The 20,973-nt window shown below is 65.1% G+C and carries 20 protein-coding genes; 13 read left to right on the forward strand and 7 right to left on the reverse strand.

What is annotated here, in order from left to right; genetic code table 11:
• Positions 1-66: 66 nt before the first annotated feature.
• Positions 67-837, forward strand: a complete 771-nt coding sequence (locus OKW87_RS05415) for an SDR family NAD(P)-dependent oxidoreductase (protein ID WP_265542903.1) — start codon at positions 67-69, stop codon at positions 835-837.
• Here the strand turns inward: OKW87_RS05415 and OKW87_RS05420 are convergent.
• Genes OKW87_RS05420 through OKW87_RS05430 form a run of 3 tightly spaced genes read right to left on the reverse strand, consistent with a single transcriptional unit; the run spans position 786 to position 3,342 of the window.
• Positions 786-2,156, reverse strand: a complete 1,371-nt coding sequence (locus tag OKW87_RS05420) for a spinster family MFS transporter (protein ID WP_265542904.1) — start codon at positions 2,154-2,156, stop codon at positions 786-788. The genes OKW87_RS05415 and OKW87_RS05420 overlap by 52 nt on opposite strands.
• Positions 2,153-2,809, reverse strand: a complete 657-nt coding sequence (locus OKW87_RS05425) for a carboxymuconolactone decarboxylase family protein (protein ID WP_265542905.1) — start codon at positions 2,807-2,809, stop codon at positions 2,153-2,155. Before OKW87_RS05425 ends, OKW87_RS05420 begins: the two co-directional genes overlap by 4 nt.
• A complete protein-coding gene (locus OKW87_RS05430; RefSeq protein WP_265542906.1) occupies positions 2,797-3,342 on the reverse strand; it encodes a molybdenum cofactor guanylyltransferase in 546 nt (181 codons plus the stop codon). The genes OKW87_RS05425 and OKW87_RS05430 overlap by 13 nt, the downstream gene beginning before the upstream one ends.
• Positions 3,343-3,538: 196 nt before the next feature.
• Between OKW87_RS05430 and OKW87_RS05435 the strand changes: the two genes are divergently transcribed.
• The 3 genes from OKW87_RS05435 to OKW87_RS05445 are packed head-to-tail and all read left to right on the forward strand — an operon-like array spanning position 3,539 to position 6,575.
• A complete protein-coding gene (locus tag OKW87_RS05435; protein WP_265542907.1) occupies positions 3,539-4,555 on the forward strand; it encodes an acyl-CoA dehydrogenase family protein in 1,017 nt (338 codons plus the stop codon).
• Positions 4,555-5,700, forward strand: a complete 1,146-nt coding sequence (locus OKW87_RS05440) for an acyl-CoA dehydrogenase family protein (protein WP_265542908.1) — start codon at positions 4,555-4,557, stop codon at positions 5,698-5,700. The genes OKW87_RS05435 and OKW87_RS05440 overlap by 1 nt, the downstream gene beginning before the upstream one ends.
• Positions 5,697-6,575 carry a hydroxymethylglutaryl-CoA lyase gene (locus tag OKW87_RS05445; RefSeq protein WP_265542909.1) on the forward strand — a complete coding sequence of 293 codons (879 nt, stop codon included), beginning with the start codon at positions 5,697-5,699 and terminating at the stop codon, positions 6,573-6,575. The genes OKW87_RS05440 and OKW87_RS05445 overlap by 4 nt, the downstream gene beginning before the upstream one ends.
• A gap of 30 nt (positions 6,576-6,605) precedes the next feature.
• On the opposite strand, the gene OKW87_RS05450 is transcribed toward OKW87_RS05445, so the two are convergent.
• Both OKW87_RS05450 and OKW87_RS05455 read right to left on the reverse strand, forming a co-directional pair.
• Positions 6,606-7,850, reverse strand: a complete 1,245-nt coding sequence (locus OKW87_RS05450; RefSeq protein WP_265542910.1) for a CaiB/BaiF CoA transferase family protein — start codon at positions 7,848-7,850, stop codon at positions 6,606-6,608.
• Positions 7,840-9,276, reverse strand: coding sequence for an NAD-dependent succinate-semialdehyde dehydrogenase (locus OKW87_RS05455; protein ID WP_265542911.1), 1,437 nt, complete (start codon positions 9,274-9,276; stop codon positions 7,840-7,842). The genes OKW87_RS05450 and OKW87_RS05455 overlap by 11 nt, the downstream gene beginning before the upstream one ends.
• 177 nt (positions 9,277-9,453) lie before the next feature.
• Here OKW87_RS05455 and OKW87_RS05460 point away from each other — a divergent pair, with 177 nt between their 5' ends.
• The 3 genes from OKW87_RS05460 to OKW87_RS05470 are packed head-to-tail and all read left to right on the forward strand — an operon-like array spanning position 9,454 to position 12,666.
• Positions 9,454-10,557, forward strand: a complete 1,104-nt coding sequence (locus OKW87_RS05460) for a phosphotransferase family protein (RefSeq protein WP_265542912.1) — start codon at positions 9,454-9,456, stop codon at positions 10,555-10,557.
• On the forward strand, positions 10,554-12,278 hold the full coding sequence (locus OKW87_RS05465) for a class I adenylate-forming enzyme family protein (RefSeq protein WP_265542915.1): 1,725 nt from the start codon (positions 10,554-10,556) through the stop codon (positions 12,276-12,278). Before OKW87_RS05460 ends, OKW87_RS05465 begins: the two co-directional genes overlap by 4 nt.
• Positions 12,262-12,666 (forward strand): hypothetical protein, encoded by a 405-nt coding sequence (locus OKW87_RS05470; protein WP_265542917.1) that lies wholly within the window; start codon positions 12,262-12,264, stop codon positions 12,664-12,666. Before OKW87_RS05465 ends, OKW87_RS05470 begins: the two co-directional genes overlap by 17 nt.
• 59 nt (positions 12,667-12,725) lie before the next feature.
• On the opposite strand, the gene OKW87_RS05475 is transcribed toward OKW87_RS05470, so the two are convergent.
• Positions 12,726-14,462 (reverse strand): thiamine pyrophosphate-binding protein, encoded by a 1,737-nt coding sequence (locus OKW87_RS05475; RefSeq protein ID WP_265542918.1) that lies wholly within the window; start codon positions 14,460-14,462, stop codon positions 12,726-12,728.
• A 208-nt stretch (positions 14,463-14,670) separates the two neighbouring features.
• On the opposite strand from OKW87_RS05475, the gene OKW87_RS05480 reads away from it, so the two are divergent.
• The 6 genes from OKW87_RS05480 (at position 14,671) to OKW87_RS05505 (ending at position 20,269) form a co-directional block, all read left to right on the forward strand.
• On the forward strand, positions 14,671-16,002 hold the full coding sequence (locus tag OKW87_RS05480) for a spinster family MFS transporter (protein ID WP_265542919.1): 1,332 nt from the start codon (positions 14,671-14,673) through the stop codon (positions 16,000-16,002).
• A 150-nt stretch (positions 16,003-16,152) separates the two neighbouring features.
• On the forward strand, positions 16,153-17,640 hold the full coding sequence (locus OKW87_RS05485) for a flavin-containing monooxygenase (RefSeq protein ID WP_265542920.1): 1,488 nt from the start codon (positions 16,153-16,155) through the stop codon (positions 17,638-17,640).
• 13 nt (positions 17,641-17,653) lie between these two features.
• The gene (locus tag OKW87_RS05490) at positions 17,654-18,049 is read left to right on the forward strand and encodes a hypothetical protein (protein WP_265542922.1); all 396 of its coding nucleotides are present in this window, start codon (positions 17,654-17,656) and stop codon (positions 18,047-18,049) included.
• A gap of 21 nt (positions 18,050-18,070) precedes the next feature.
• Entirely contained in the window at positions 18,071-18,304 is a 234-nt protein-coding gene (locus OKW87_RS05495) for a biotin/lipoyl-containing protein (protein WP_265542924.1), read from the forward strand.
• Positions 18,305-18,308: 4 nt separating this feature from the next.
• A complete protein-coding gene (locus tag OKW87_RS05500; protein ID WP_265542926.1) occupies positions 18,309-19,289 on the forward strand; it encodes a thiamine pyrophosphate-dependent dehydrogenase E1 component subunit alpha in 981 nt (326 codons plus the stop codon).
• Complete coding sequence (locus tag OKW87_RS05505; protein WP_265542928.1) at positions 19,289-20,269, forward strand: alpha-ketoacid dehydrogenase subunit beta; 981 nt, start codon at positions 19,289-19,291, stop codon at positions 20,267-20,269. Before OKW87_RS05500 ends, OKW87_RS05505 begins: the two co-directional genes overlap by 1 nt.
• A gap of 7 nt (positions 20,270-20,276) precedes the next feature.
• Here the strand turns inward: OKW87_RS05505 and OKW87_RS05510 are convergent, their stop codons facing one another.
• On the reverse strand, positions 20,277-20,939 hold the full coding sequence (locus tag OKW87_RS05510) for a GntR family transcriptional regulator (RefSeq protein ID WP_265542930.1): 663 nt from the start codon (positions 20,937-20,939) through the stop codon (positions 20,277-20,279).
• Between the last annotated feature and the right edge of the window lie 34 nt (positions 20,940-20,973).

Here is a 20,973-nt window from a genome sequence, read left to right on the forward strand (position 1 = left end):
CAAATGACAGGTTTACAGCCGTTTTGGCAGGTTCGTCTAAATGGATACAATCGAGCGGAGATGATGATGATGCGATTGGCGGGCAAGACGGCTTTGGTAACCGGCGCGGCAAGCGGCATCGGCCGGGCCTGTGCGCAGCTGATGGCCGAACAAGGTGCGCATCTATTCCTGGGCGACGTGGACGATGCAGCCGGCCGCGCCGAGACCGCTGCGCTGGAGGCTGCCGGCTTTGGCGCGACCTATCTGAATCTAAACGTCGCCAGCGAAGCCTATTGGCAGGCCGCGGCGCGGGCAGTGCGCGAACAGGCCGGTCGGCTCGATATCCTCGTCAACAATGCCGGGATCGGGATCGGCGGACCGATCGAAGATCTGTCGCTGGAGGATTGGCGGCGGCAACAAGCAGTGAACCTCGACGGGCCGTTCCTCGGCATCAAGCATTGCCTGCCGCTGATGCGCGAAGGCGGCGGCGGATCAATCGTCAACATCGCCTCGGTCACCGGAATTCGCGGATCGGGCGTGTTCGTCTCCTATGCCGCGTCGAAGGGCGGATTGCTCGCCTTCACGCGGGCGATGGCCAAGCAGTGCGCCGCAGCGCGTGACGGGGTTCGCGTCAACGCCGTCGCGCCCGGCGTTATCGAGACGCCGATCTTCGCGCGGCTGGAGGGCGTGCCCGGCAATGCCGCGGACGCCGCCGCTACCGCCGCGCGGCTCGTCCCGCTCGGCCATGCCGGCACGCCGGAGGACGTGGCGCACGGCGTGCTCTATCTCGCCAGCGACGAGGCGCGCTACGTCACCGGCACCGAACTCGTCATCGACGGTGGGCTGCTGATCGGCTGACCCGCAAGCTGCGCGGCCAGCGCCCGCGCCGATTTACGGCCGGTCACCAGCAGTGTGAACGACGCCGCCATCGCCAGCGCCGTCGTCACCGCCAACGCCTTGCCGATCCCCATCGGCCCGCCGAACACATTATCGGAGAGCAACGCCGTGAGCGTCGGCGCGATGCCCAGCCCAGCCACATTAACCGTCGCGCCGAACAATGCCGCGAGCAGCCCGCGCATGCGATTGGGCGCGAGCGACTGGACGATCGTCGCCTGTAATCCGCCGACCAGGCTGGCGGCGAAGATCCCGCCGACGAAGAACAGGATCGCCAGCGTCGTGTCACCCATCAGATAGGCCGTGACGAAACACGGCGCCTGGAGCATCGCCGCGCCGATCGAGACGAGGATTGGCGCATCGCTCCGCCCGCGCTTCACCAAAGCGTCGGACAGCACGCCGCCAAGCAGGATCGCCGCAGTGCCGCCCAGACCATAGCCCAGGCCGAACACCATTCCGACCTCGCCCGCGGTCAGCCCGTGCAGCCGCATGAAATAGGCCGGGCCCCAGAGCTGAAACGCATAGCCGCTCACCGCGAACGCCCCGAAGCCGAGGAACATCGGCACGATCGCCGCCCGGTTTGCGCCGACGAAACCGAACACTTCGCACATTTTGGGCGCCTCGCCCGTCTCCAGCGGCGTGAAGCGCCGAGCCGGCTCGCGCACGGTGAGCCAGAACAGGAGCGCGACGAGCAGCCCGGGCAGGCCCACCGCGACGAACACGAATTGCCAGGGCGCGATCGAATCGAGCCCGGGCAGCGTCGGCCGCGTTTCCATCGCCCGTTGCACCACGATCCCGCCCGCCAGGATCGCCACCCCGCCGCCGATCGAGGCACCGCATGCGAAGATCGCCGTGGCCAGCCCGCGGCGATGCGGCGGGAAATAATCCGGGATCATCGAATAGGCCGCGGGATTGAGGCTCGCCTCCCCCACCCCCACGCCCATCCGCGCAGTGAACAGCGCCCAATAGCCGCGCACCAGCCCGCACGCCGCAGTCGCCAGGCTCCACAAGGATATGCCCAGCACGATCGCCGAGCGCCGGCTTCGGGTATCCACCCAGCGGCCGAAGGGGAAGGCGCAGGCGACATAGCAGAGCGCAAAGGCCGGCCCCGCGAGCAGACTCACCTGCGAGTCGGTCAGCCCCATGTCGGCGCGGATCGGATCGATCAGCAGGCTGAGCACCAGCCGATCGAGGAACGAGAATGCCGATGCCAGCATCAGGCACAAGACGACATAATATGCGTAAAGCGGCACGCCCGGCCGCGCGGAATCGGCGTCCGTCATGCCGCGCCCCGGCTCGGCAGCGGCGTCGGTTCTCGATCGATAAAGCGATATTCGGGCGGCGACGGCATTTCCTGCACGCGCTCGTCATAATCGTCATGCTCGAGCCGCAGCGCGCGGATCATCCCGGCGTTCATCATGAACATCGACGCGATATAGGTGAGTTCGATCAGTTGCTCCGCGTCGAAATGCTTCCGAAGCTCGGCAAACAACCCGTCGGGCGTGCGGCCATGATCGAGTGCAATGCAATCGGCATAGGCCAATACGGCGCGCTCGGCGGCGTCGAACCCATCGAAGATCGCCCAGTTCGGGATCGCCGCCAGCGCCGCCTCCGAATAGTCGAGGCCACGCAGGATCTTGCTATGCTCGGAAAACATCCAGCGGCAGCCGCAATCCCAGCCGATCCGTGTGATTGCCAGTTCCATATAGCGCAGCGGCAGTTTCCGCTGCTTGGTTTGTTTGAGATAGAACCCGCGGACCGAATGCTCTAGGATATCGGGCGCATGGGCCAGCACCGCCTCGTAATTGCCCGGTGCCCCCGATGCGGTGACCCCCGGATCGGTCGCGGGATCGCGGCCGGGGAATTTGCGGTCGTACATGAAGAGGACGAGCGGGTCGGTCGTCTCGGCTCGGCTCACCAGTCTCAGCCTTGGCATATGCGGTCCCTTTGCTTCGCGACGCGCGCGAGATCCTGTGGCGTGTTGATATTGTCGGGCATGACGGTGCCGGTGACGGCACGCGCGCCGATCGCTTCGGCAAAGGCGCGCACCGTGTGGCCGCCGGCACCGCGCAGATTCGCCTCGATCGCTGCCGCGGCCCCGGCGGGCCACAGGCCGATGACGGGCTGAGCGGCGATAAAGGATGGCGCAGGATCGAGAAGGCGGCGCAGGTTCGCCGGCAGGTGCGCGCAATCGACGGGCAGGCTCAGGAGCTGGTCGAACCCATGGTCACACGCATAACGCAGCCCCGCAGCGAGGCCGCCGAGCGGCCCCATTCCGGGCGTGGGCCAATCCGGCAAGGCGAGGGCGAGCATGGAACCCCGTCCGGCTATCGCCACCGAGTCGCAATGCGGGCGCAGCGCCTGGAGGGCGTGGTTCAGCAACGGGCATCCGCCCAGCAATGCCGCGGCCTTGTCGGAGCCGAAGCGGCGCGATTGCCCCCTTGCCAGGACGACGCCCAGCGTTCTCATTCGCGTGTGCTGCGAGCCTTGCCCATGCCAACCTCTTCCAAGATGATATGCATTCTTTGGACTTTGATGCGCCGCGCCGACCGGGAATTCAAGTGCTGCACGAGGGACACGCCCTTATCGCGTCAAATATGATTGCATGCAAATTTCCCGGCGCTATGGACTGTGACGGTAACGGTGGCGATGCTGGGAGACGATGTTGAGCGATACGGGCGCCTTGCTCGCCGATATGACCGAGCGCCTGCTCGCCGAGCATTTCGACGACAATGTCATGCGCGCGGCACGCACCGGCATCTGGCCCCAAGCAGGATGGGATGCCGCTGTCGAACAGGGCCTGCCGCTGGCTCTGGTCCAGGGCGAACAGGGCTTCGACATTCCGCTCGGTGAAGGCCTTGCGCTGATCCGCACGCTCGGTCGCCACGCCGTGCCGCTGCCGCTTGCCGAGACGATGATCGCCAACGCCATGATTGCGCAGGCCGGCCTGACGGTCCCCGAAGGCCCCGTGACGCTTGTTCCGGAATGCTCGGGCATAGTGCTGCGGCAGGACGGCGCATCCGGCGAAGCAAACCGCGTCGCCTGGGGCCGCGATGCGCGCGCCCTGCTGATCGAGAGCGACGGCAACATCGCGCTGATGACTGCCGGGTTCGATGTCGCGGAGCAAGGCACCAACCTCGCCCATATGCCGCGCGACCTCGTAACGGTCGACGGTCCGACGGAGGTCGCCCCGCTCCCGGGCATATCGCTCCTCGAAGCCGGCGCGCTGGTCCGCGCGCTGGCGATGGCCGGCGCGCTCGAAACTCTGGTCGAACTCACCATTGCCCATGTTACTGAACGCGTGCAGTTCGGGCGTCCGCTCTCCGCCTTCCAGGCCATTCAGCATGCGCTCGCACGGCTAGCCGGCGAAGCGGCCGCGGCCTCCGCCGCCGCGGATCTCGCGGCCGACGCCTTTGCCCACGCCAGCCCGCAAACGCCCATCGCAATTGCTGCCGCCCGGACCCGCATCTCGGAGGCGGCCGGCGGCGCGATCGGCATCGCGCACCAGCTCCACGGCGCGATCGGCTTCACTGAAGAGCATCGCCTCCACTGGTTCACCACGGCGCTGTGGAGCTGGCGCGACGAATTTGGCAGCGCTGTCTGGTGGACGCGCCGGCTGGGCGTCGAGTCGCTCCGCCATTCCAAACAGGGCTTTTGGCCCTTCGTCACGTCGGTGTCCTGATGCTACGTTTCCCCTCCCCGCCCCGCCATAACGCCGCCGAGCAATTGCGCGGCGAAGTGCGCGAATTCCTGTCCTCCGCCATCGCCACCCGCACTCCGCTCCAGCGCGCCGAAAGCTGGAACGGCTTCGATCGCGACTTCAGCAAGGCGCTGGGCGCGCGCGGCTGGCTAGGCATGACCTGGCCCAAACAATATGGCGGGCATGAGCGCTCGGCCTTCGAACGCTATGTCGTGGTGGAGGAGACGCTGGCAGCAGGCGCGCCCGTCTCCGCGCACTGGATCGCCGAGCGGCAAAGCGGGCCCACTTTGCTCAAGTTTGGCACGGAGCAACAGCGCGAGGAAATCCTTCCCCGCATCGCCGCGGGTGATTGCGTCTTCTGCATTGGTATGAGCGAGCCTGATTCGGGCTCGGACCTCGCCGCCACCCGCACCCGTGCCGAGCGTGTCGAGAGTGGCTGGCGTGTGACGGGCACCAAGCTGTGGACCACCAACGCCCATAAAGCGGACTATATGATCCTCTTCTGCCGAACCTCGGGCACCCCCGCGGACCGGCACAAGGGCACGAGCCAATTGCTGATCGACATGAGGGGCACCGAAGGGATGACCGTCCGCCCGGTGCTCGATCTCGCCGGCCAGCATCACTTTAACGAAGTTCATTTCAACGATGCCTTCGTCCCGGAAACCGCGCTAATCGGCACCGAAGGCGCTGGCTGGAACCAGGTGATGAGCGAACTCGCGTTTGAGCGCAGCGGGCCGGAGCGGTTCCTCTCCTCGATCCAGTTGCTGCTCGAATTGATCGAGGCGCTGCGGGGCAGCGACAGCGAGCTCGCGCAGATTACGATCGGCCGCCTCACCGCACATCTGCTGACGCTGCGCCAGCTCTCGCGTGGGGTTGCGGCCTTGCTTGAAGCGCGTGAGGATGCATCCACCCATGCGGCGATCGTCAAGGATCTGGGCGCGACTTTCGAGCAGGATCTGCCCGAGATCGCCCGCAGCTTGATCGATGCCGAGCCTGACCGCCAATCGACTCGCGACCTGCTCGCCGTACTGGCCTATACGATGATGAGCGCGCCCAGCTTCTCACTGCGCGGCGGAACGCGTGAGATATTGCGCGGGATCATCGCCCGGGGGCTTGGCGTACGATGAGCAGAATCGAACTGGTCGAAGTCTCCCCACGCGACGGCTTGCAGAACGAGCCGCGGGTACTGCCGACCGAGGACAAGATCGAGCTGGTCCGCCGCGCCATCGATGCGGGGGCCCGACGGCTGGAAGTCGCCAGCTTCGTCCACCCGGCCAAGGTGCCACAGATGGCGGATGCCGAGGCTGTCGTCGCCGGCCTGCCTCGCGGCGCGGCGCGCTATGTCGGGCTGGTGCTCAACAAGCGCGGCGCGCTGCGGGCGCTGGAGACGGAAATCCACGAAATCGGCGTCGTCTGCACCGCGAGCGATGCCTTCGGCATGCGGAACCAAGGGATGGATTCAGCGCAGAGCCTGGACATGGCGTGCGACGTCCTTCGTTTCTGCCACGAGCATGGACGTCCTGCGCAAGTGACGATCGCCGTGGCGTTCGGCTGCCCGTTCGAAGGCGCGATCGATCCCACGAGGGTCGTCGCCATGGCCCGCCGGATCGCCGCGGCCGGATCGATCGAAGTCGCGATTGCCGACACGATTGGTATCGCCCGCCCCGGCGAAGTTGAACGGCTGTCGGCGCAGATAGCTGCCGCCGTCGCCCCGCTGCCGCTCCGGGTACATTTCCACGACACCCACGGAATGGGCGTCGCCAACGTCATGGCCGCAGTCCGCGCCGGCGCCTCGACCGTCGATGCGTCGATCGGCGGCACCGGCGGCTGCCCCTTCGCACCTGGCGCCGCGGGAAATGTGGCAAGCGAGAACGTAGCTTACGCGCTGAGCGATGCGATGGACGCAGATCTGACAAAGCTGGTGGATACCGCCGCGTGGCTCAACACCCGCCTGGGCCGCGACACCACCAGCGCCGTTGCGCGAGCCTTCGCCAGCGGGTAATCTGACCCGCCATCGCCCCCGCGCCACGCGTCAATCCGGAATATGCGCTTCGCCCGGCACCAGCCGCAGCTCGCCTGACATAGGGGCGCCCGCCCCATCGTCAGAACGCCCGAGCCAGCGCTCCAGTATCTCCCGTGTATCCTGCCCGACGGTGTTGGGCGCCGGCCTGCGAATGCTGGAGGGCGTGACTGACAATTTTGGGAACACGCCCTGCATTTGCGTGGGTCCAAGCACCGGATCGTCGACCGTGACGATTGCCTCACGCGCCGCAAAATGGGGGTCGCCCAACATGTCCTCGGCGTCGAACATACGGCCCGCGGGTACGGCGTGCTCGATCATCGCCGCCTCGACCTCGGCTATGGTGTGGCGCGAGGTCCATTCCTCTACAATCGCGTCAAGCTCGTCCTGATTTGCACCCCGCGCCGTATGGGTGACATAGCGTGGGTCGCGGCCAAGCTCGGGGCGGCCCATCGCTTCGCATAAACGCACGAATACACTGTCCTGGTTCGCGCCGATCAAGAACTCGCCATCCTTGCAACGATAGACATTGGACGGCGCGATCCGAGGCAGCTTAGAGCCTGTTCGGTCGCGCTTGTGGCCGGCAACAGCCCATTCTGGGATCAGGCCTTCCATCACCTGCAGCACGCTCTCATAGAGCGCGGCGTCGACGACCTGCCCCTCGCCGGTTTTGCCACGATGATGGAGCGCTGCAACGGCGCCCAGGCAGCCATAGGTCGCGGCGAGAGTATCGCCGATCGAGATGCCCATCCGCGCGGGCGCGCGATCCGCAAATCCAACTATTTTGCGCCAACCGCCCATCGCCTCGGCAATGCCGCCAAAGCCAGCGCGGGTAGCGTAAGGCCCGGTTTGGCCATAGCCGGACACGCGCACCACAATGAGCCCAGGGTTTTCGGCGCGTAGCTTATCGGGCCCGAGATTCCAGCGTTCCAGCGTGCCCGGACGGAAGTTTTCGACCAATATGTCGGCGCGCGAAATCAGTTCGCGGGCAAGCGCCTGCCCCGCTTCGGAGCGCAGGTCCGCCGCGACCGAATATTTATTACGGCCGATTACGCGCCACCAGGTGGGCGTGCTGCCCTGCCCCCAATGGCGCATCGGATCGCCGATGCCGGGCTGCTCCAGCTTGACCACTTCGGCGCCCATATCGCCAAGCAACTGGCCGCAGAATGGCCCGGCGATCAGCTGGCCAAGCTCGACGACGCGGATGCCCGCCAGGGGCCCTCCGGAAGCAGCGGGGGTCTTGCCGTTAGCTGACATGAATCGCCTTGGTGACCATGTGTCCCTCTACCCCCTCGGGACCGTCTTCCGATCCGAAGCCGCTTTCCTTCATCCCGCCAAACGGTGCGTCAGGCCATGAAGTGCGGACATTGTTGATGACGATCATGCCCGCATCGACTGTGTCGCCAAGCAGATTCTGGCGCCGGCCATTTTCGGTGAAGCAATAAGCCGCGAGGCCGAACGGCAGCCGATTGGCCTGCGCGATCGCATCCTCAACGGTGGCGAAGCGGCGGAGCAAGGCGAGCGGGCCGAAGGGCTCCTCGTTCATCGCCGCAGCTTCGAGGGGCACGTCGCCGAGCACGGTGGGCTGGAAGAAGAAGCCGGCGCCGTCCGCGCGGCCGCCGCCGGCCAGCAGCTTGGCGCCGATGCTGCGGGCATTCTCGACCATCGCTTCGATCGCCGCGGAGCGGCGCGGATTGGCGGTCGGGCCCATCACGGTATCGGCGTCGCGGCCGTCGCCGGTCTTGATGCGGCCCGCGCGCTCGGCAAAGCCGGCAGCGAAGCGATCGTAAATGCCTTCCTGGACATGGAAGCGGGTCGGCGAGACGCAGACCTGGCCGGCGTTGCGGAATTTGTGCGCGACCAGCGTGTCGAGCGTCTTCTCCAGATCGCAATCGTCGAAGACCAGGACGGGCGAGTGGCCGCCCAATTCCATCGTCATCCGCATCACCGTATCGGAGGCGAGGCGCATCAGCTGCTTGCCGACCGGCACCGATCCGGTGAAGCTCAGCTTGCGCGTAATGGGCGAGGCCAGCAGCGTCCGCGAGACCATGTCGGGCAGGCCGAAAACGAGCTGAGCAACGTCGCCCGGCAGGCCCGCATCCAAAAAGCAGCGCACCACCGCGATCGCGCTGGCAGGCGTTTCCTCGCTGGGCTTGAGGATCACCGAGCAGCCCGCGGCCAGCGCCGGCGAGATCTTTCGCACCGGATTGATGATCGGAAAATTCCACGCGCAGAATGCCGCGACGGGGCCGACCGGCTGCTTGGTCACCAACGACCGCAACCCCGGCGCACGCGGCAGGACGCGGCCATAGTTGCGCACCGCTTCGCCGGCATGGAATTCCAGGATGCTCGCGGCGTAGAATGCCTCGCCGCGCGCTTCGGCCAAGGGCTTGCCCTGCTCGAGCGTCGCGATGGCGGCCAGCGCATCGGCGCGTTCACGAAGCAGCGCCGCCGTCTTGTCGAGGATCGCCGCCCGCGCTTCCGGAGGCGTGGAACGCCATGCATCAAACCCGCGCTGCGACGCATCGAGCGCATCGTCCAGATCCTGCGACGTCGCCAGCGGCAGCGCACCGAGCGTTTCGCCGGTCGCCGGATTGAGCACGGCCTGGGTGTCGCGCCCGTTCGGGCCGCGCCACTCTCCGCCAATATAAAGCTGCAATTCAGGCAGCGCCCCAACGCCCATTTGAAACCCCTCATGCCGCCGGCAAGACCAGCGGGCGCCTCTCCACTTACTGCCGACCTTTCGGACCGTGCAACTAGGTTTTGACTAGATTGCATGCAAATGGCAAGTGTAGCGTGAAAAGAAACGGCGCGTCGCCCAACGACGAAAAGCGCCGTTGAGGGTGAAAGGCGCAGCTTCTTGGTACAGGAATCCTTGCAGAATTCGACAGAGGGCGCCCCCGTGGTGCTCGACGCGGTCAAGAACGAGCCGCCGCGCCCGACCGAGGATTTGGATGCGGCGCGGCTTGCGGAATGGATGAAACAGGCGGTCGAAGGGTTCGAGGGGCCGCTGGAAGTACTGCGCTTCGCAGGCGGCCAATCCAACCCGACCTATCAGCTTTCCACCCCTGGCGAGCGCTATGTGCTGCGGCGCAAGCCCCCCGGTCAGTTGCTGGCATCGGCGCATGCAGTGGACCGGGAATTTCGCGTGATGCATGCACTTTGGCATGCCGGCTTCCCCGTGCCCCGTGCCTACGCGCTGTGCGAGGACGAATCGGTGATCGGATCGGTCTTCTATGTGATGGGGATGGTCGACGGACGAATCCTGTGGGACGGGCGCCTGCCCGATTCCATCCCGGCGGAGCGCCGGGCGATCTACGAGGCCGAAATCGACACGCTCGCCGCGCTGCATCGAATCGATCCGCAAGCGATCGGACTTTGCGATTACGGGCGGCCCGGCAATTATTTCGGGCGGCAGGTGGCGCGCTGGACCAGACAATATGTCGAATCGGACGGACCACGCTACGCGGCGATGGACCGGCTGATCGAATGGCTGCCCCAGCGGCTCCCCGCCGACCGCCCCGCCAGAATCGTCCATGGCGATTATCGGCTCGACAATATGGTGCTGCACCCCAGCGAGCCGCGCGTGCTGGCGGTGCTGGACTGGGAGCTCTCGACGCTGGGCGATCCGATCGCCGACCTCACTTATCTGCTGATGCATTGGGTAACGCCGCCGCACGAGCGCAATTCGCTCGCCGGGCTCAATCTCGCGGCCTTGGGAATACCGACGCTGGACGCGATGCTAGATCGTTATCTCAAGTCATCGGGAGACACGCTGGGCGCGCCGCTCGAATGGTATCTCGCCTATAACCTTTTCCGATTCGCCGCGATCCTGCATGGCGTGGCGGCGCGCGGACGCGCGGGCAATGCCAACAATGCCCGCGCCGGGCTCGCCCAGGGTCGCGTCGCGCCGCTGGCAGAGACGGCGTGGCGCTTCGCCGAGAAACTGGGGACGCAGGCGTGACCTGGCCCGCGCGCAGCATGGCCGAGACGCTGGCGATGCTGACCGCACCCGGCGCACCGTTCGAGACCATGCAAGTCGAAGCGCTGGGTCGCCAGGTGCGCAACTATGTGCGGATGCCAAGCAACTTGCGCGCAGTGTTCGACGCCAGCCGCCAATTTGGCGATCGGGACCTGTTGGTGTTCGAAGGCGAAAGGCTGAGCTTCGAGGCGCATTGGCGGGCGGCGAACGCCTTCGGGCGCGCGCTGGGCGAGCAGTTCGGCGTGCGCAAGGGCGACCGTGTGGCGATCGCGATGCGCAATTATCCCGAATGGTCGGTGTGCGCCTGGGGGGCGCTGGCGATCGGCGCGGTGGCGGTGCCGCTCAATGCCTGGGAATCGAGCGCCACCCTGGCGCTGCTGCTGCAGGATTGCGGCGCGGCGATAGCGGTGGTCGATGCCGAGCGGCTTGCCCGGCTGGAGGAGACGGGGCCCCACACGGCGACGCTGATCGTGGCGCGCGGCACGCCTGAAGGTACAGTGGCACTGGACAGGCTGATCGGCCCGCGGGCCGACTATGGCGCCTTGCCGGACGCGCCGCTGCCGGATCCCAAGCTCGCCCCCGACGATTTGGCGACGATCTTCTACACGTCGGGCACCACCGGCCGTCCCAAGGGTGCCGCGGGGACGCACCGCAACATCCTGACCAATTATGTCAACACAGGCTTCCGCGCGGCCCGGGCGGCGGTGCGGCGCGGCGGTGCTGTTCCCGCCGGCCCATCGACTGCGCCGCGGCAGATGCTGCTGCCGATGCCCTTCTTCCATGTGACCGGATTCCACTCGACGCTGATGCCGGCGATCGCGAACGGATCGACGATCCATCTGATGTACAAATGGGATGCCGCCAAGGCGCTCCAGATCATCGAGCGCGAGCGGATCAACGCGCTCAACCTGGTGCCCGCGCTGGCGTGGCAATTGTCCGATGCGATCGGCGAGGGTGATTTCGACACGTCGAGCGTCGATACCGCCGGCTATGGCGGCGCCGCGGCGGCGCCCGAGCTTGCCCAGCGGATGCGCGATGCCTTCCCAAATGCCTGGCCCGGCCAGGGCTATGGCGCGACCGAGACTTCCTCGCTGGTCGCGGCGAACAGCCATGAGGATATGATGGCCCGCCCCGGCAGCGTCGGCACCGCCGTGCCTTGTTGCGACGTGCGGATCGTCGATGGCGTGGGCAACGAGGCGCCAGCCGGCGAGAGCGGCGAATTATGGGTGCGCGGGCCCAATATCGTCACCGGCTACTGGAAGATGTCCGACGCGACCGCCGAAAGCTTCGGCCAGGGCTGGTATCGCACCGGCGATGTCGCGAGAATCGATGCGGAAGGCTTCATCACGATCCTTGATCGCGTGAAGGACATGCTGATCCGCGGCGGTGAGAACATCTATTGCGTCGAGATCGAGGATTGCCTGGCAAGCCATCCCGACGTGCGCGAGGTTGCGGTGTTCGGTGTCCCGGAGCGCGTGATGGGCGAAGTGGTTGGAGCCGCCGTATGCCTGCGCGCGGAATCGACCGCCGATCTTGAAACGCTCGCCGATCACGTCCGCGCGCGGCTGGCCTCGCACAAGGTGCCGGTCGTGATCGACTTCCACGACGCGCCCCTGCCCCGCAACGCCGCGGGCAAGTTGCTCAAGCGCGAAATGAAGGCGGCGCTGATTTCAAAGGGAGAGTCATATGGACGAACGATCTGAGGCGGCGCTGGCGGCAGGCGAGCGGCTGTTCCACACGGTGGAGCATGGCGACCTAGCGGAGCTGCGCGAGATTTTCACCGAAGGCGCGATGGTGTGGCACAACACCGACGAGAAACTGACCGACGTCGAGACGACCATCCGCAATCTCGAGAAGATCCGCTCCGGCGCCAAGGTCTTCCACTACACCGACATCAAGCGCGAGCCGACGCCGAGCGGCTTCGTCCAGCAGCATCTGCTGATCGTCGAGATGGAAGACGGGCGCAGCATGCGCGATCTGGCCTGCTGCATCTGCCGCGTCGAAGGCGGACGGATCGCGCACATGGACGCCTATCACGATTCCGCAGTGGTCAACGGCATGGCGCACCGCAAGGCGGCCGACGGCGAATGAAATAATATAGCCAGCCGGGGGGAGCCCCTCCCCGGCCAGGCTTTTGGGCGACCGAGGGGTTAGGCGGGGCGCTTCGGAATGTTCGCGTAATAGGGGATCGGCACGCCGTCCGCCCCGCTGACATCGCCGACCATCATCCGGGTCCGCGGATGCATCACGGCGGCGTCGATGATCAGGTTGATCAGTCGCGGCTCGCCCGAAGCGAACGCCTCGCGCACCGCAGGCTCGATATCCTCATAGCGATCAACTCGCACCGATTGGACGCCGAAGCCCTCGCCGACGGTCTCGTATTTGGTCTCTTCGAGCGCGACGATCACTTCGCGGTTCTTGCCGTAGAGCAAATTCTGCGCGTTACGCGACATGCCCCATTCGGCATTGTTCAGCACGACTGTGACGATCGGCAGTTTGTGCCGCACCATCGTGTCAAGTTCCTGGATGTTGAAGCCCGCGCCGCCATCGCCAGCAAAGCAGACCACCGGCCGATCCGGGTTCGCGCGCGCCGCGCCGATCGCGAAGCCGGGGGAGATGCCCAGGCAGCCGAGATAACCGCAGCGGAGATGCTGGCCCGCACCTGGGGAGCGAACCAGATCGCCCACCCAATTGCCCGCCTCGCCGCCATCGGCGACCACGGCGGTGCCCGCGGGAAGCGCGTCCATCACGGCGGCCACGGCATGGCCGGGATGGATCTTGCCCGGGCGGGTGTTCCACGGCTCGTCGGCGAAGGCCTTGCGCGCGTTGCTGCGGAAGCCGCGCAGCTTGGCGGCCCATTCCTCGCGCTTGGGCCAGGTCTCGCCCTCGGCCGCGGCAATCAGTGCGTCGAGCGTCGCGCCGGCATCGGCGACGATCGGCAGATCGGCCATGCGCACGCGGCCGATCTCTTCCGGATTGGCCTCGATCTGCGCGACGAATGCCTTGGGGGGAACGATCGCTCCCATTGCGCCACCCAGGAACATGCCCATGCGCACGCCGACGAGCAGCACGGCATCGGCCGGCGTGCCCGATCCGGCCGCCGCGCCCAGGCTGGCGGCAGGACCGCCATAATAAGGATGATCGTCGGGGAGCACGCCCAGCGCCTTCTGGCCGGCGATCACCGGCACGCCGACCAGCTCGGCCAGCCGCCGCAGCCGATCGCCCGAATCGGTCAACATCGCGCCGCCGCCGGCGATGATCACCGGGCGCTCGGCCTTGCGGAACATTTCGATAACGCCGGCAACTGCATCGGCGGGCGGTGCGGCTGCGGCAGGCCGCTTCCAGGTCGAAACGTCGGGCACGGCCTCTTCGGTCGGCCAGAACATGACGTCGATGGGAATTTCGAGGAAGACAGGGCCGGGCGCGCCGCTCAGTGCGATCTCGCCGGCGCGGCGAACATATTCCACGATGCGGCCAGGCTCGGCGACGCGCTGCGCCCATTTCGTCACGGGTCGGGCCATCGCGACAGCGTCGAAGCCGCCCTGCAGCGTATTGCCCTCCGCCTCGCGGATCGGCGCGGCACCCGCTATGAACAGGGTCGGGATGCGATCAAGATAGGCATTGGTAATCGCGGTCAGCGCATTGGTAAAGCCGGGGCCGGCGGTGATTGCGCAGACTCCGAGCTTGCCGTTCGAGGCGCGGGCATAAGCATCGGCGGCATGGCCAGCAGAAGCCTCATGCCGCGTGTCAGTCAGCCGGATGCCGAACTCCTCGCAGGCCATGAACAGGGGATCGAGGTGGCTGCCATGCAGCGCGAAGACTTCTTCAACACCGAGCCCCGCCAAGGCCGCGGCGACCAGTTCGCCCGCAGCGCGCTTCTTCGTCATGCACCTCTCCGTTCACGCTTGTTGCGATGCGCATGTCGTATGCGGCGCCTGTGCGCAACGCAAGGTTATTGTATGCAATTCCGGCAGCAGGATCCCGCGCCTTGTGATATCGTTGATGAAGGAATGGCACTGATCGCCCTAGCTTTCGACGAAATCTGTGGCATGTGCATGCAGATTGCGGCGATCAATGGCGCAGTGAGGAGGGGTGATGTCGGAGTCGGATCCGGGCGCGGGTTTCGAGCAGCCTTATCCGCCGCTGCCCTACGCCTATTTCAGCGTCGGCATCCTCATGCTGGCTTATGTCTTCGCCTTCGTCGATCGGATGGCGCTGAGCCTGGTGGTCGATCCGATCCGCACCGATCTGGGGCTGAACGACACTCAGGTCAGCGCGCTGGCCGGGCTGGCCTTTGTGGTCTGCTACGTCCTCTTCTCCTTCCCATTCGGCCGCTGGGTTGACCGCAATGCCCGCCCCCCTGCGCTCACCTTGGGCATCGGTGTGTGGAGCCTGGCGATGGTTGGATGCGGCTTGGCCACGAACTTCTGGCAGCTCTTCGTCGGGCGCATGCTGGTCGGCGTGGGCGAAGCGGCCGTAAACCCCGTCGCCTATTCGTCGATACCGGACAGCTTCCCGCCGCAGCGGCGCAGCTTCGCCATGGCGATCTTCGCGACGGGATCGACAATCGGCGGCGGGCTGGGCGTCTATCTGGGCAGCCTGTTGCTCGAGTGGGCAGCACGGACACAGCCCGTGCTGCCGCTGGTGGGGCAACTGGCGCCGTGGCAAGTGCTGTTCATCGGGCTCGGCTTGCCCGGATTGCTCGTCGCCTTGCTCGTCCACCTCGCGCTGCGCGATCCGCCGCGCCGGGTGGCGGGCGCCGCGCCCGCCAGCTCGCGTGATGTGGCGGCATATTTCGGCGAAAATCGCCGATTGTTCACGCTGATCTTCCTGGGCTTTGCCGGCTTCGCGATCAGCAATTATGCCTTCACGGTATGGGGCCCGACCTATTTCATGCGCGTGCATCAGCTGAGCATCGCTGATGTCGGCATCTTGATGGGTGGCGGCTTCGTCATCTTCGGGAGCAGCGGCGCGCTGGTCGGCGGCATGTGGGCAGACCGGGTGCAGAAGGCTGGGCATCGAGAGGCGCCGATTCGCGTGGCGCTCTATATCGCCTGGATCCAGCTGCCCTTCTTCCTGGGCGCCTATCTAGTTCCTGACGCCACGCTCGCGGTCATCCTGTTCTGCTGCGGCATGTTTACCGCAAGCATGATCGGCGGACTGCAGGGCGCTATGGTGCAGGTGCTGACGCCGAACCGAATGCGCGGGCAGGCCGGCGCCATCTACCTCACTGTGGTCAATGTCCTTGGCTTGGGACTTGCGCCGATCGCAACTGCGGCAATGACCGACTATGTGTTCGGCGGGCCGGCGGAGATAGGCAAATCCCTTGCCGCGACCAGCGCGATCGCGTTGAGCCTGGCTTCGCTGCTGATCATCCTTGGCATGAAGCAGGCGCGGAGGCGAGCCGAGGCAGTCCTCGATGCATAAGCGGATTCTAAATTGCATGCATGAGCGCAGAATTTCCCTCAATTGTCGCGATAATATGCGCTGATTGGATACAATATTGCCAGGTTGCGGCAGTTGGGTTAGAGGTCCGGAAACTAGCGCCGGGGAATGTGCGCAAGGAGAGTGGATCGGGTGGACGACGTCTCGGAAAGCGCAGCCTCATCGCATTCGGCAGGCAAGGAGCCGATCCGCGCCGCAGTGATCGGCGCCGGGATGGCCGGCATTCTTTCCGCGATCAAGCTGAATGAGCGCGGCATCGATGTCGTCGTCTTCGAAAAGGGCGACCGCGTCGGCGGGACCTGGCGTGAAAATACTTACCCGGGACTGGCCTGCGACGTCGCGGCGCATTGGTACACCTATTCCTTCGCGCGAAATCCCGAGTGGGACAGCCTGATGGCGCCTGGCCCCAAGATCCGCGAATATTTCGAAGGCGTCGCGCGTGATCGAGGCGTTCTCCCCCGCATCCGTTTCGGCCAAGAGGTCGTGCGGCTGGATTATGAGGGGCCCGGCTGGCGCCTCGCCACCGCGACCGGGCACGAGGACCGCTTCGATGTCGTCATCGTCGCGACCGGCGTACTTCACCATCCGAACGTCCCGCATTTCGACGGTGTCGAGACATTCAACGGCGCTGTCTTCCACTCGGCGCGCTGGGATCATTCCGTCGCGCTCGACGGCAAACGCATCGGCGTGGTCGGCACAGGATCGACTGCTGCGCAATTGGTCACCGCTTTGGTGCCGAGGGCCTCGCGTTTCTCCCTGTTCCAGCGCACCCCGCAATGGGTCATGCACCGGCCCAACCCCGCCTATACGGAAGCGGAAAAGGCCGCATTCCGCGCCGATCCCGCAACGCTGGACAGCCTAGTGCAGGAACTGCGCACCCGCACGGTCGAAGGCTATGCGACCGCGGTGATTGATCAGGATTCGCCGCAGCTGGCGGCGATCGAGCACCTGTGCCAGGAGAATCTCGAAAAGGTGCGCAATCCCGAATTGCGGCGCAAGCTGACTCCCGATTATCGAGCGGCGTGCAAGCGGCTGGTTATGTCCGACGGCTTTTATGAGGCGATCCAGCAGCCGAACGCCGAGCTGGTGACATCACGCATCGATAGGATCGAGCCCGAGGGCGTGCGAACCGCCGATGGCGCGCTGCACGAGCTCGACGTGCTGGTGCTCTCCACCGGCTTCCAGGTCGATCGCTTCATCCGCCCAACCAAGGTGATCGGGCGCGGTGGCCGCGACCTCGACGATGCCTGGGCCGATGGCCCAGAGGCTTATATTTCTGTGTCGGTGCCCGACTTTCCCAATCTCTTTTTGGTCAACGGGCCGGGCAGTCCGTTCGGCAACTTCTCGGCAATCGAGACGTCCGAGTTTCAGGCGGGCTATGTCATGCAGCTTATCGACGGCCTAATCCGCGGCGACTACCGTGAAGTGAGCGTCACCCACGAAGCGCTACGCCGCTTCGAGGACGAGCGGCAGGAGGCCGGACGCAACACCGTTTGGGTGACCGGCTGCGACAGCTGGTACCTGGACAAGAAGGGCGTCCCGACCTCCTGGACCTTCTCCTACGATCGCTTCGTCCAGGAAATGGCCGCCCCCCGCATGCAGGATTTCGAGACGCAGTGACCTGGAGAAACTGATGATCAGCCGCGACCAAATTGAAGCCGCTCTCCGCAATCTGAACGCCGCGGAGAATGACCGCATCAACACTACGGTGGAGGCGACCAGCGCCCGCATCGACGAGATTATGGCGCCCGATGTCGAGGGCTGGCGCAACGGCGTGCATGTCCCCAGCCGCGCGAGCGAGCGTGAAGTCGAGCAAAAGGCGTTCGGAGCCCTTGTGGACTACAACCGCCAGTTCGAGCTGATGATCATCGAGGCGCCGCTTGCGTGCATCACCTGGACGATCCGCGGGACCTTCCAGGGACAGCAGATCGCCGCTTCGGGCTGCTCAAATTTCGAGTTCAACGGCGAGGGCCGCGTCCAGCGCTACTGGATGTATTTCAATCCGGCGGACTTCACCTACCGCTCGTAAGCAATTGATCGGAGTCTCGTTATGGCCAGCGTATACCTCCCCAATGTAGGCATGGGGATTTCGGAAGCCACCATCGTAAAATGGCTGAAGGCCGTGGGCGACCGTGTGGAAGCAGGTGAGGCAGTAGCCGAAATCGAGACTGCGAAATCGACCGTGGAAGTCGAGGCGCCGGTCAGCGGCACGCTCTCGCAGATCCATTTCGAGGAAGATAGCGAAGTCGAGGTCGGAATCGAGATCGCGACGATTGAGGAATAAAGCCATGCCGCTCGACCGTGTCCAGCAGCTCGAACTCTTCACGCGAATGGTGCGCATCCGCAAGTTTGAGGAAGCGATTATCGCCCATAATCCAGTGGGGCATCTCAGCATTGGTCAGGAAGGCGCGATCGTCGGCGCGTGCATGGCGTTGCGCGAAGAGGATTACGTCACCGGCACGCATCGATCGCACGGCCATCCGATCGGAAAGGGCGCTGACATATTGCCGCTGATGGCGGAGATTTTTGGTAAGCAGACCGGCATCTGCAAGGGGCTTGGCGGATCAATGCACCTGACCGACACCAGCAAGGGGCTGATCTGCGAATCGGCGATCGTCGGTGGCGGCTTCCCCCTCGCGACCGGCGCGGGGCTCAGCATCAAGGTGCGCAAGACCGACCAGGTCAGCCTGTGCTTCTTTGGTGACGGCGCGACCAACCAGGGCACCTTCCACGAGAGCATCAACATGGCGGCGATCTGGAAGCTGCCGGTGATCTATTTCTGCGAAAACAACGGCTATGCGGTCACCACCTCGGTGGAAAAATCGCACGGCCAGCCTGACATCGCGCGCCGCGCCGACGGCTATGGCATTCCGGGCATAATCGTCGACGGCCAAGACGCCGAAGCTGTCTATGAGGTGACGCAAACTGCGGTTAACCGCGCCCGCGCCGGCGAGGGCCCGACCCTGATTGAAGCCAAGACCTATCGCTTCGACGAGCATTCGAACCGGCTCGCCATCCCGATCCGATATCGCAGCGATGAGGAGATTTCGCACCACCGGACGAACCGCGATCCGATCATACTCTACCGCGACATTCTGGACGAGCGCGGGCTGCTCGCCGAGGCGCAAGCCGTCGAAGTGGCGGTGACGCAGTTGATGGAAGAGGCGGTCCAGTTCGCCAAGGACAGTCGCGAGCCCGATATGCAGGATCTGATCGACAATATGTACAGCAATCCCATCCACTTCCCCGCCGATGCAGGATTCGCCTGATGTCGGAGCTGCGCAATTCGACACAGAAGCTTTCCTATCTCCAGGCGATTGTGGAGGCGCAGCGCGAGGAAATGCGCCGCGACGAGCGTGTCATCCTGATTGGCGAGGATATCGCCGTCTATGGCGCACAGACTTTGTTCGACGAATTCGACGAAAACCGGCTGTGGAACACGCCGATATCGGAGGGCAGTTTTACCGGCGTGGGCGTCGGCGCAGCGCTTACGGGGCTCCGGCCGATCGTCGATCTGACGATCGCGAGCTTCGCCTATCTAGCTTCGGACCAGATCATCAACCAGGCGGCCAAGTTGCGCTTCATGACCGGCGGGCAGCTGCGCGTGCCCCTCGTGGTCCGGCTCAGCACCTTCTACAACAATCGCACCGCTGCGCAGCATGCCGACCGGCCCTACCCGCTCTTCATGAACACTCCCGGCCTGAAGGTCATCGCGCCTGCGACCGCGAGCGACATGAAAGGGTTGCTCAAGTCAGCGATCCGCGACGACGACCCCGTGATCGTTTTCGAAGATATCAACCTGTGGGGGAAGAAGGAAGAGGTTCCGGTTGATCCCGATTTCCTGATCCCGATCGGCAAGGCCCACGTGAAACGCGCTGGATCGGACGTGACGATCGTCGGCTTCGCCGGTTCGCTCCCCCCGTCGCTCGCCGCGGCCGAACTGCTCAGCAAGGAGGGGGTGGACGTCGAAGTGATCGACCTGCGCACGATCGTGCCAATGGACAAGGAGACGATCCTTGCCTCCGTTGCCAAGACGGGGCGCCTGGTAATCGCCGACAATTCGCACCGAATCGGCAGCATCGCCTCCGAAATCGCGGCAGTGGTAAGCGAGGATGGCTTCGAAAGCCTACGGAAGCCGATCCAACGCGTCACCACTCCCTCGGTCCACATCCCCTATAATCCGACGGTGGAGAAGCAGCTTTATCCAACGAAGGACAGCATCGCGGCAGCAGTCCGCCGGATCCTGTAGTTCAGAGCTAGCTGACCGCCGACAGCGGAACCGCCGCCGGCGCCTGGAGCAGCGTGTGCCGAGCCGAGCGAATATGCGCCGTCATCACGCTTCCCGCCCAGGCTGCATCGCCAGCCATCAATGCCGCGACCAGTTCGGCATGCTGCGCGGCGCTGCGGCGTAGTTGATCGATCGAATAGCGCCGAAACGTGCTCAGCTGCAGCGGGACTTCGGTGATCGCACCCAACAGGTCGCGCAGGCGGGGATTGCCGCATGCCTCCAGCACGCCCTTGTGAAAGCGATCGTTGACCGCGGCGATCGCCTCCACATCGATCGAGCGCTGTTCGACCAATTCCGCCATTTCCTCGGCAAGCGAGTGAAGCTCGGCACGCTGGGTATCGTTGATTCGTTCCGCGGCAACTTGGGCTGCGAAGCTTTCGAGCAGCACGCGCAACTCGTAAATCTGTTCAATCTCATTCTCGGTAAAGCTTGCGACGAAAGCCCCGCGATTGGGGATCAAAGTGATCAGACCTTCGGCATCGAGCTGGCGCATCGCTTCGCGCACCGGCGTGCGGCTGAGCCCGGTCGCTTCAGCAAGCTGGCGAGCAGTGATATGCGATCCTTGCGCGAAGGTGCCCGCAAGGATTCCCTCGCGAATTGCGCGATATGCGCTTCCCACCGCCTTCGCCATTGTTCCTCCGTAATACTTGCCTGCCCTTGCCTAT

The organism is Sphingomonas sp. M1-B02, assembly GCF_026167525.1.
GTDB lineage: Bacteria > Pseudomonadota > Alphaproteobacteria > Sphingomonadales > Sphingomonadaceae > Sphingomonas.

What these genes read in the sequence shown, in the direction of transcription:
- OKW87_RS05450 (WP_265542910.1), bottom strand. Translation starts at nt 7,850, where the DNA reads ATGTCAGCTAACGGCAAGACCCCCGCTGCTTCCGGAGGGCCCCTGGCG.
- OKW87_RS05415 (WP_265542903.1), top strand. Translation starts at nt 67, where the DNA reads ATGATGCGATTGGCGGGCAAGACGGCTTTGGTAACCGGCGCGGCAAGC.
- OKW87_RS05455 (WP_265542911.1), bottom strand. Translation starts at nt 9,276, where the DNA reads ATGGGCGTTGGGGCGCTGCCTGAATTGCAGCTTTATATTGGCGGAGAG.
- OKW87_RS05445 (WP_265542909.1), top strand. Translation starts at nt 5,697, where the DNA reads ATGAGCAGAATCGAACTGGTCGAAGTCTCCCCACGCGACGGCTTGCAG.
- OKW87_RS05505 (WP_265542928.1), top strand. Translation starts at nt 19,289, where the DNA reads ATGTCGGAGCTGCGCAATTCGACACAGAAGCTTTCCTATCTCCAGGCG.
- OKW87_RS05500 (WP_265542926.1), top strand. Translation starts at nt 18,309, where the DNA reads ATGCCGCTCGACCGTGTCCAGCAGCTCGAACTCTTCACGCGAATGGTG.
- OKW87_RS05470 (WP_265542917.1), top strand. Translation starts at nt 12,262, where the DNA reads ATGGACGAACGATCTGAGGCGGCGCTGGCGGCAGGCGAGCGGCTGTTC.
- OKW87_RS05475 (WP_265542918.1), bottom strand. Translation starts at nt 14,462, where the DNA reads ATGACGAAGAAGCGCGCTGCGGGCGAACTGGTCGCCGCGGCCTTGGCG.
- OKW87_RS05430 (WP_265542906.1), bottom strand. Translation starts at nt 3,342, where the DNA reads ATGAGAACGCTGGGCGTCGTCCTGGCAAGGGGGCAATCGCGCCGCTTC.
- OKW87_RS05420 (WP_265542904.1), bottom strand. Translation starts at nt 2,156, where the DNA reads ATGACGGACGCCGATTCCGCGCGGCCGGGCGTGCCGCTTTACGCATAT.
- OKW87_RS05490 (WP_265542922.1), top strand. Translation starts at nt 17,654, where the DNA reads ATGATCAGCCGCGACCAAATTGAAGCCGCTCTCCGCAATCTGAACGCC.
- OKW87_RS05510 (WP_265542930.1), bottom strand. Translation starts at nt 20,939, where the DNA reads ATGGCGAAGGCGGTGGGAAGCGCATATCGCGCAATTCGCGAGGGAATC.
- OKW87_RS05495 (WP_265542924.1), top strand. Translation starts at nt 18,071, where the DNA reads ATGGCCAGCGTATACCTCCCCAATGTAGGCATGGGGATTTCGGAAGCC.
- OKW87_RS05425 (WP_265542905.1), bottom strand. Translation starts at nt 2,809, where the DNA reads ATGCCAAGGCTGAGACTGGTGAGCCGAGCCGAGACGACCGACCCGCTC.
- OKW87_RS05440 (WP_265542908.1), top strand. Translation starts at nt 4,555, where the DNA reads ATGCTACGTTTCCCCTCCCCGCCCCGCCATAACGCCGCCGAGCAATTG.
- OKW87_RS05480 (WP_265542919.1), top strand. Translation starts at nt 14,671, where the DNA reads ATGTCGGAGTCGGATCCGGGCGCGGGTTTCGAGCAGCCTTATCCGCCG.